Source organism: Paucilactobacillus kaifaensis (assembly GCF_005405145.1).
GTDB lineage: Bacteria > Bacillota > Bacilli > Lactobacillales > Lactobacillaceae > Paucilactobacillus > Paucilactobacillus kaifaensis.
In genome coordinates this window covers 202,266-211,762 of record NZ_BJDM01000002.1, presented here as the reverse complement: position 1 = coordinate 211,762, position 9,497 = coordinate 202,266, and the positions used below count along the sequence as shown (strand labels likewise).

The following is a 9,497-nucleotide window of genomic DNA, read 5'->3' as shown; positions in this document are numbered from 1 at the left end:
TTAATTGTAAAATAAAAGAACACCCAAAAGGGTGTTCCGATATCGAGATATTCACCAATACTATTTGACGAAGACCCGTTTTTTATGTTTACATTACAATTTATAAGCGCGATTATCACCGTTCTTTTAATTGTAATCAGAATGGCGAAATAATCTTGTGGTTGTTAGCTTACCAAAAAAATTTAAGTAAATTAACTCCCAAATTTCTACCCAACTGTAAGCAAGTAGGATACTGCCAATGGCATCGAAGGGATAGCTATCTCGTAACTGGATACGGGCAATGGCTAATAAAAAAATGATTAGCCACAAAGCTATGATGATTAACCAACTACGCCAGCGGTGCTTAACGAATGGTACCGCACAAATATAAATTAGCATAAAAACTAAAGTTAATGAAAAAACATGGTGGTTTGGAAATGAACTTATTGTCAATGTTTTAGAGTGTCCAGTTGGCAATGCCCGAGATACTAATTTTCGCAGGATTAAAAATAAAACCTCACCAGTCACGTACGTGCAGACCAACCAAAATGAAATTAATTTATGTTTGAATCCCCATAGCAGAAACCACATTATAAATATATATAACCAAGTTATTGCTGGATGTCCCAAGAATGAAAGAATGTGATTCAAAATGGGATGGTTAAAACTAAGTCCTAAAACAAAGTCTTGAATGAGAACATCAAAGGTCATCAAAATAGGTGAATTGGTTGTTATAAGGGAGCAGATAACAATAAACAAAAGTACAGTAATAGTAACATTTAGGATACGATCACGATCATTGACGATATACATAATTAAACTCCCTTAAAATAATAATCGATATCCATTATGCCACACGGACTAAAAGATGAAAAGGTTTGGTAGGCTAAGGCTAGAGAAAAAGGCCAAACAAAGAATCTGCAAGTACAGGGTGGGTTTCAACCGAGCTTGCAGATTCTTTTGTCATACGTTAGTTTTTATTATCATCTGGATTGGTAATCTTAATTCTGTTGGAATCTGTTGATGAGTGATTTAATTCTGGTGCGTCAGTACTGTATTCGTCAGTGGTACTCTTGTTACCGTTCTTAGAATATAAGCTGGTTGATTTAGATTTAAGTTTCTTTTCAATATCAATTGCTTGATCTAAACCGTTGGAATAATTGTAATCAGATGGATCTACTGATTTGAAACCTTTTGGATGATAGAAACGTAACAAATTTTTTTCATTCAATGAATCTGATAGATCTAGTTCGGTCGAAACTTTTTTCTCATCTTTAGCAAGCTGTTTTTTTACCTTACCAGTTGGGTGCACAACCTTGCCAGTACTGTTACTATAAATTACGTCAGAAATACTAGTGTACTTAGGGGTCACAAAGTCCTGATTTCTAAAAGCAACAACCTGATCATGTTGACTAGAGAACAAGTCAGTTCCAAATTGAATATAACGTTTAGAACTAATTCCTAGTAAATGCATTAATGTGGGGAGTACGTCAATTTCACCACCATACTGATGGTAAATTTTGCCGTTATTGCCGGAATTAGGAATTAAGAACATTAATGGTACCCGTTGTAACTGTGCATCATCAAAATCAGTCCAATTATCAGCACTCTTACCCAATACAGTTGCCAATTTTTTGTTTTCTGAATCCGAAATTCCGTAATGATCACCATAAATTACAAACATTGAATTATCATACAATCCGGTTTTTTTGAGGTAGGTAAAAAACTCTTGTAATGATTGGTCCAGGTAATGAGCAGTTACGAAATAGTTGTCGACTGCAGTAGTACCAGTATCAACGGTTTTGAAATTTGGATCAGTGTCTTCGGAATCTAAATCATATGGGAAGTGATTTGTGACGGTGATGTATTTGGCGTAAAACGGTTGTTGTAGTCGTTGCAGATACTTGATAGAGTCATTAAACAGCAATTTATCCTTTAACCCATAGCCGGTTGATTTATCACCAGAAGTATCGTAGTAGCTAGCATCATAGAAGTATTGATAACCCATATTCTTATAAACATTATTTCGGTTCCAGAAACTAGCAACATTACCATGGAAGACGGCACTACTGTAGTTGGCTCGCTGATTTAAGATAGCGGGTGCTGCCTGGAAGGTATTGTCGCTCCCCAATGTGGCAAATAATGATCCTTGGGAAAGACCATAAGTGCTGGTTTCAAGCATGTTTTCAGCATCACTGGTTTTACCTTGGCCAACTTGGTGGAAAAAGTTGTCAAACGCATAGGTATTGTTTCCGTGGTAGATCGAATTTAAAAATGGCGTTACTTCCTGACCATTAATTTTCTTATCAATTAAAAATTGCTGGAAACTTTCCAAATGAATTACAAAGACATTCCGTCCTTTAGCAATACCGTACATGCTTTTTTTAGGACTCGCGTAATGTTGATCAGTAAATTTTTTGACTTCTTTTAGTTGTGACTTAGTGGCACTGGCTCGCAAATTATTGGTGTGCTGCGACTTTAACCCGTCATAGACTGTAAATGCATCAAGTCCAATATATTTCACAATATAAGTTCTATCAAAAGTTCTGGTCAATAATTGCGGCCGATCCATTTCACCCAATGAAAGATTAATGCCAAATAAAACAAGGGCAATTGAAGTCAATGAGAAGGCCATACGATGATTGACACTTCGTGGATCAAACTTAATTTTCCGAAATAACATCAACGCAATAATAATGACAATATCAATCCAATATAAAATATCATGAACGTCAGTCAGGGCTAGTGAACTGCCACTGAGTCCTTGGTTAACTTTTGAGTAACCAGTCATAGTGGCCACAGTCATGAAGTCGGTGAATTCACGGAAATAAATCACGTTTAGATACAGTAATACAGTGTTAGCAATATACATTCCGCCCAAAACAGGGTAGAAGAATCTGGAACGCTTAAAATAAAAGGCAATTCCAAACAAAAAGATAGATGTTGCCAGTGGGTTGATTAGTAAAATTAGATATTGAAAAATACCACTAGCACCTAATTTAAAATCAACAAAATAGGCGAAGAGTGTTTTGAGCCAAAAAAGGAATACTAGAATAGTAAATAGTCCCATTCTAGTATCCTTCATTGCACCTAGCTTCTTCATTTCAGTGTTCCTCACAGTCTCAATAGGATTAAAAATACAACAGTTGTACTTTTACAGTTAATTTAAAATTGATCAATTAATCTAAATTACTATTAGATCAAAATTGATTCATCAAATATCAACATTTTATCATAAATTGAGAGGTAGGAACTGATGTGGCTCAAGAATAATGAAAAGTTAAGAGTTCACGGCTGGATTGGCTAACCAATCATATTGCAACAGTCGGTGAAACTTACGGTTAACTGGAATCCATATTCCGGCGTGCCAGATATCTTTAATCGAAGCAATAAACAAATTGTCTTTACGTTCTTGATTAGTAATCGGAACAGTCAAATATTGACCGTCTTGGGTAACAACTGTAATTAATTTTTGGGTCATTGCAATAATTTTAGCAGCGACAATGTTGCCTGAATGTTGAGTTGTGTTTTCGATTAAGTTCATATAGGTCACCTGCTTTTCTAGATTGTAACAAGCATAGCGAATGACTATGAAGAATTTGTGGTTTAAATCTAATACTTGCGTTAAGGTATAAAAAAGCACTCAGTTTGGTCAATAACACGATGAGAGGAGCAACTAAAATGACAAAAATAAACTTATATGTGGTTCGACACGGGCAGACCTATTATAATATTTATAACAAATTACAAGGGTGGAGTAACTCGCCATTAACTGATAAGGGAATCAGTGATGCCAATGATGCTGGCGAGAAGTTGGCAAATATTAAATTTGCCGATGCGTACTGTAGTGACACAACCAGAGCGCAACAAACAGCTCAGACGATTCTAAACTTAAATCAAGCAAGCTCAATTAAACAGGGAAGATCAACCCCGTTTTTTAGGGAAGAATTCTATGGCTATTATGAAGGAACTAATATGGATGAAGCGTGGTATGTAGCAGGTGCACCACATGGGGTGCCAACCTTCAAACAGATTGTGGCTAAATATTCAATCGGTAAGGCCAAAGATTTTCTTAAAGAAGCAGATCCCTTTCACGATGCTGAAAACAACAATGAATATTGGCACAGATTGGACCAAGGATTTCAGTTAATTCGGGCTAATCAAAATCTGCATAATGGTGATAATGTGTTATTAATCAGTCATGGTAATACATTATTAAGCATGATGGAAAGGTTTGCTGGTGATAAATATGATTTATCAGTTCGTCCAAGTAATGGTAGTGTGACTAAAATGATTTTAACGGATCAAAATGTCGAAGTGGAATTCTATAATCATTAGGATTGTTTGGCTAACTCTGCTTCAATCTCAGCACGTTTTGGTTCTAACCACTGAGGTAAAGTTAGTTTTTCGCCTAAATTTGCTAGTGGTTCATCAACTGAAAATCCTGGAGATAGTGTTGCTAGTTCAAGTCGATTATCACTTGGGTCACGCAAATAAATGCTTTTAAACCAAGTTCGATCGCGATACATTTCAAGTTGCCAACCTTGAGAAACAGCCAGTTGCCAAAAATCAAATAACTCTATTTCATCATTAACTTGAAGCGCTAAATGATCAATGCTACCACGGCCAAAACGAGTGCGACCGGCATCTGCAGGTGCTTGTACTAATTGGATAAATTGGTCATCAGACAAAACAATTTTATTTTGTTGGTTAGTCGCAGCATTAATGAATCGATGGAAAAAGTTGCTAGTTAAGGCGGTGTTAGGGCCGGACCAGTTAGTGCCTAGAATCCCAGTAATTTGGTATTTTCCAGGGACTTTATTATTAGGAACTTGTCGATTAACTGGCAAAATGGTATCTGTTTGTGCCAAAACGATCTTCATCTGATCAGGATCAGTAAAGCTGAGTTGGCCGTTATCAATGCTAACTTCGAGTTGATGAGCGACTAACCAATCATGCCACCAATCGATAGAACCTTCAGGGATTGCTAGTGTCATTCCACCAATAAAGTGATTACCATCAGTTCGTCGACCTAATAATGGAACAACAAAGAAAGTAATTACAGTACCCGGAGTACCTTCGTAATCACCGTAGAATAGGTGCCTAATTCGAAAATTTTCTTGGTTAACTGTGTTTTTAACTAGCCGCAGGCCTAAAATACTGGTATAAAAATGTTGATTAGTGTTAGCATTAGCAGCTAAATTTGAAATGTGATGAATTTTCATGCCATTGCACCTCAATCTCGTTTTAATGGGTAGTATAATGGTAATATCATTAATTTGCACGTAAATCGTTTAGGTAAATATAACAAATAAGATAAGGAACTAATTAAATGATGGAAATTAAAGAAACAACGGATATTACTAGTCCTATTTTTGATGATGCGTTCCGGATTCGAATGGCCGTTTTTGTTCAAGAACAACATGTACCGGAAAAATTGGAACGCGACCACCATGAGCGTGGTGCACATCATTTTGTAGGCTATGTTGATAATAAGCCCGTAGCGACTGTCCGGGTACGAGAGCATTTGCAGGAATGGAAACTGCAGCGGGTAGCTACAAGTAAAAATGCTCGTAATCATGGCTACGCCGGTCAATTAATTAAAGCGATTGTTACACAAGCACGTCAAATTGATAGTATCAAAAAAATTGTCTTAGATGGCCAAATCACGGCGATTGAATTTTATGAGCATTTAGGATTTCAGGCGGTTGGGACTGTTTTTACAGAGGCTGGTATTTTACACCGTCACATGGAACTCGTTATTCGATGAAGGAGTCGATTTAATGGCAAACAAAATTCCCAACATAGTTGATATATCTAAACTACGGTTTCAAATTGGAGAGTTGAGCAAAATGACAGGTGTTTCAACGCGGCAATTACGTTATTGGGAGCAAAAGAAATTTATTGCTGCTAATGATCGGGATGCTGACCAAGAAGCCCGCGTGTTTGATTTTCGGATGTATATTAAAGTTACCTTAATAAAACGTTACTTAGACGAAGGTTATAAATTATCAGTGGCGAATGAAAAAAGTGGCGCCACCATTAAAGATGCATTGTGGTTCCATAATTTTTTTAGAAATTCATTTCAAGGATTAGAAACGATTGATGGCAAACGAGCAGTTAACTTAGGTTACTTTGATCAAGCTCAAGGTAAAGTTTTGTATGGTTTCAATGAAGACGGTAAAATTAGGTATGAAATTCGTGATGCTACCTAAAAATAAAATTAAAAAGATCGGCAACATGAGCAATTTGCTTATGTTGCCGATCTTTTGGTTTGTTTAAGTATGTTAATAAAGCTACTTTCGTTTAAATCCGCGCCCTAATAATAACCAACTAGTGATAATGATTAAGACTAGAGTGACGATCAGTGTCAACTCCCATCCAATTGGCGATTTTGTAAATGGTAAATGAACGTTTTGCCCGAAAAATCCGAATACGATTGCCGGAACTGTCAAAATAATCGAATAAACGGTTAAAAATCGCATGGTATTGTTTAAATTGCTATCGAGCACTTTAGAATATGCATTAGAAACGCGTTCGATAATGTCAGAGGTGGTCTGAGCCATTTCAAGACCTTGCTTTGCTTCGATAATAACATCGTCAAGAAGCTCTAGCTGAGGTTGAGATAGATTGCTGGAGCGACGGCGGAGTTCCTGTAACAAGGCAGAATCGGTATTCAGTGAAGTTACGATGTAAACTAGTCCAGTTTCTAAGTTCATGAACGAGGCTATTGCGGAACGTTCAGTTCTTTTTTCTAATGATTGCTGGATTTTTAGTCGTTGGCGATCGGCGGAACGGATCGGAGCAAAATAAGCAGTAGCTAGTTGATACAAGACAGGTAAAACAATATCGACAGCTTCAGTTTGTTCAATGTCGCGATCTTTTCGATCTATTTGTTGACTGATCAAATCAGTAACAAATTTAGTTTGCTCGTTGGTAAAAGTGATTAAATTGTTGGCGGTAAACATGATTCCGATTGGGGCGGTCTGAGGTTTGGAACTATTCATATCGGCAACAAACACATCAAATATAAGCAATGTAATGTTAGCATTGTCATCGGACTCTACTCGAGCCCGTTCATCGGGATCAATAGCATAATTTAGCATCTCCGTGGTGACTTCAAATTCATCAACTAGTTGTTTACGATCTTGATCATCAGGCTGATGAACCCGAATCCATTGATTTTTAGTATTAATTGGTTGTACTTTAAGCATGGTTTCTCCTTCAAAAGAGTGCGAGTGACACCGTTAAGATGTCGTAGGCTAAGCATGAAACACCAATTAATGAATCGGGCTGTGATTAATTGATTGGTGTTTCATGTTTATCCCTAGCCATCTGGTGGCACGAGCACATTCAGTCAATAAAGATATGAACAATGAATCAGGTTATAATTGATGTATTAGGGAATATTGCAGTCTTAAGTGACTAACTAGTTTTTCCAGTAAAGGTTGGATACATAAAGTAAACACTTTGTTATTCAGTCTGTAAAGGCTTGATTGAAAGTAAATAGGTGCTTTTAATAAAAATATGTGCTAGATTGGATGCAAAGTTAAGGCGCGAGGAGGCTTGAATTATGTGTACAAGTATTTTACAAATCGCTAAAAATGGTGTGCATGTTTTATCACGAACAATGGATTGGCCCACACTGGAAAATTCACCGTTATTTGTTCCCCGTGATTTTAAGTGGCAAACTGTGTTTGACCATCGCACATATCAAAATAAATACGCACTAATCGGTGGTGGTAGTATGAGACGAGGCCGGATCGATGTTTCTGACGGCGTAAATGAGTTCGGCCTTTGCGCACAAAAACTAACATTTGCGAACGGAGCAAAATTAGTTGATGAGCGTGATCCGGAGAAAACACAGCTAGCACCGTTTGAGTTCATTTTTTGGGTGTTGGGTAATTTTAAATCAGTGTTGGAGTTAGAAAATCACATTGATGAAGTGGAATTGATGTCCGAAAAATTTAGTGATTGGAAGTATGGCAAGCCAGAATTGCACTTTTCACTAGTTGACGCAACTGGACGAATTGTCATTATCGAGCCAACCCAAGATCCCATGCGAATCATTGAAAATCCACTGGGAATCGTTACTAATAGTCCTCATTTTGAACGCCAGTTAGAACGCTTAGAAAAGTATGTTGATTTTACACCAGCATTTAAGAAAGGACAGGTAGCCTTGAATACTCCTAAAGTGACTACCGGTAACTTATCTGGTAAAGCAATTCCACCTGGTTCATATTCTCCGGGAGCACGATTTATTCGAGCAGCTTATTTTAAAGAGCGAGCCGATCAGCCGATTGACGAGCAATCGGCGATTATTTCCAGTTGGCATCTATTAGAAAGTGTAAGTGTTCCTCGAAATTCTGCTCACCAACAAACATTTTCGGTTTATCGAGCAGCAACAGTTGCTGAAAGTCGAAGTTATTACTTTCAGTCGTATAATCGTGGTGAGATTACTAAACTTCAATTGAAACCAGAAATGTTGACATGGACTCAGCCACGAATATATTCAGTTACTGACGAATTAACTGTTAATAATTTGAACTGAGTTAACTATAAGTGTGAAGATTATTGCGAATGTACAATGCTGATATGGATGCATTAGCAAAATGCTTATCCATTCACGAATTGATGAACTTACATAAAGTTGGCTGGCGCTTTTCACGCCTACTGGCTGAATCGCAAAGTTTAGTTTGCGTGCGTAAAGGCAGACACGTAATAAATGGTAGTGGCTTGAAATTACTGTTACTGTGGGTTGGTAGTTAAATTTTTGGTTAATCAGTTGTTGACTATTAACCAAGTTTTCCCAGGTATTACGTGACTGATTTTCCATTACAATTTGTTCAGTATTAACGGCGTGTGTGACTAAATATTGTTTCATGGCGGCGGCTTCTGTCTGCCGTTCGTCTGGTCCTTGACCGCCTGCAACGATAATTAAGGGATTGTTATTGTTAATTTGATTTAGTTCGATCGCCTTGTCAAGACGCCGTTTAAGTTCAGTTCCTGGCTGTGTACCATTAGTTAACCCTGCACCCAAAATCAATAAAACTTGATTTTGGGATGCGAAATTACTAGTTCTTAGTAATAACCATGAATTAAGGTAGTAGGCTAATAGTGTCAAGATGAAATAGATAGGCATGGTACCAAATAGTTGCAAGCCGATTGGTAAAGTTGGCCTGAACATAATTAACAGAATGATTAAAAAGCAAATTACTAGCCATAAAGTTGCTCCGATCAGTGTTAATTTAAAGTTAAGGCTTAGTCGTAAAAATAGCTCTGGTGTTTGCTTGATCAGTTCGCTCAAACCACGACTAAGCCAAATAATCAGAGTTAAAATAATAAAAACTATAACGGTGACTGCTAATGAACGGAAGTTAGATAGTCCGATTAATGTTACCAAACATAGTAATCCGGTTGCTAAATAACCTGTACTTTGTAGCGACGACTGAGTTATTGTGATTATGAAAAATAATATTCCAATTAAAAGTAAAGCAAACAAGCTAATGGACATGAGA

General features: G+C 37.1%; 10 protein-coding genes. 4 read left to right on the top strand and 6 right to left on the bottom strand.

Features of this window, described 5'->3' with window-relative positions; translation table 11 throughout:
• Positions 1 to 126: 126 nt before the first annotated feature.
• The 3 genes from FFM51_RS02540 to FFM51_RS02530 all read right to left on the bottom strand — a co-directional run bounded on the left by FFM51_RS02540 (position 127) and on the right by FFM51_RS02530 (position 3,523).
• Complete coding sequence (locus FFM51_RS02540) at positions 127 to 792, bottom strand: hypothetical protein (RefSeq protein WP_137597102.1); 666 nt, start codon at positions 790 to 792, stop codon at positions 127 to 129.
• 157 nt (positions 793 to 949) lie between these two features.
• A complete protein-coding gene (locus FFM51_RS02535) occupies positions 950 to 3,082 on the bottom strand; it encodes an LTA synthase family protein (RefSeq protein ID WP_137597101.1) in 2,133 nt (710 codons plus the stop codon).
• Positions 3,083 to 3,259: 177 nt separating this feature from the next.
• Entirely contained in the window at positions 3,260 to 3,523 is a 264-nt protein-coding gene (locus tag FFM51_RS02530; protein ID WP_137597100.1) for a hypothetical protein, read from the bottom strand.
• 137 nt (positions 3,524 to 3,660) lie between these two features.
• On the opposite strand from FFM51_RS02530, the gene FFM51_RS02525 reads away from it, so the two are divergent.
• Positions 3,661 to 4,317 carry a histidine phosphatase family protein gene (locus tag FFM51_RS02525; protein WP_137597099.1) on the top strand — a complete coding sequence of 219 codons (657 nt, stop codon included), beginning with the start codon at positions 3,661 to 3,663 and terminating at the stop codon, positions 4,315 to 4,317.
• Here FFM51_RS02525 and FFM51_RS02520 read toward each other — a convergent pair.
• Positions 4,314 to 5,204, bottom strand: a complete 891-nt coding sequence (locus tag FFM51_RS02520) for a VOC family protein (protein ID WP_137597098.1) — start codon at positions 5,202 to 5,204, stop codon at positions 4,314 to 4,316. The two genes, FFM51_RS02525 and FFM51_RS02520, sit on opposite strands and share 4 nt — an antisense overlap.
• Positions 5,205 to 5,311: 107 nt before the next feature.
• Between FFM51_RS02520 and FFM51_RS02515 the strand changes: the two genes are divergently transcribed.
• On the top strand, positions 5,312 to 5,749 hold the full coding sequence (locus FFM51_RS02515; RefSeq protein ID WP_137597097.1) for a GNAT family N-acetyltransferase: 438 nt from the start codon (positions 5,312 to 5,314) through the stop codon (positions 5,747 to 5,749).
• Positions 5,750 to 5,762: 13 nt separating this feature from the next.
• Positions 5,763 to 6,194: a MerR family transcriptional regulator gene (locus FFM51_RS02510; RefSeq protein ID WP_137597096.1), complete on the top strand. Its 432-nt coding sequence runs from the start codon at positions 5,763 to 5,765 to the stop codon at positions 6,192 to 6,194.
• A gap of 81 nt (positions 6,195 to 6,275) precedes the next feature.
• On the opposite strand, the gene FFM51_RS02505 is transcribed toward FFM51_RS02510, so the two are convergent.
• On the bottom strand, positions 6,276 to 7,193 hold the full coding sequence (locus FFM51_RS02505) for a magnesium transporter CorA family protein (protein ID WP_137597095.1): 918 nt from the start codon (positions 7,191 to 7,193) through the stop codon (positions 6,276 to 6,278).
• A gap of 359 nt (positions 7,194 to 7,552) precedes the next feature.
• Here FFM51_RS02505 and FFM51_RS02500 point away from each other — a divergent pair, with 359 nt between their 5' ends.
• Complete coding sequence (locus FFM51_RS02500; RefSeq protein ID WP_137597094.1) at positions 7,553 to 8,530, top strand: choloylglycine hydrolase family protein; 978 nt, start codon at positions 7,553 to 7,555, stop codon at positions 8,528 to 8,530.
• Here the strand turns inward: FFM51_RS02500 and FFM51_RS02495 are convergent.
• The gene (locus FFM51_RS02495; RefSeq protein ID WP_137597093.1) at positions 8,507 to 9,493 is read right to left on the bottom strand and encodes a YdcF family protein; all 987 of its coding nucleotides are present in this window, start codon (positions 9,491 to 9,493) and stop codon (positions 8,507 to 8,509) included. The two genes, FFM51_RS02500 and FFM51_RS02495, sit on opposite strands and share 24 nt — an antisense overlap.
• Between the last annotated feature and the right edge of the window lie 4 nt (positions 9,494 to 9,497).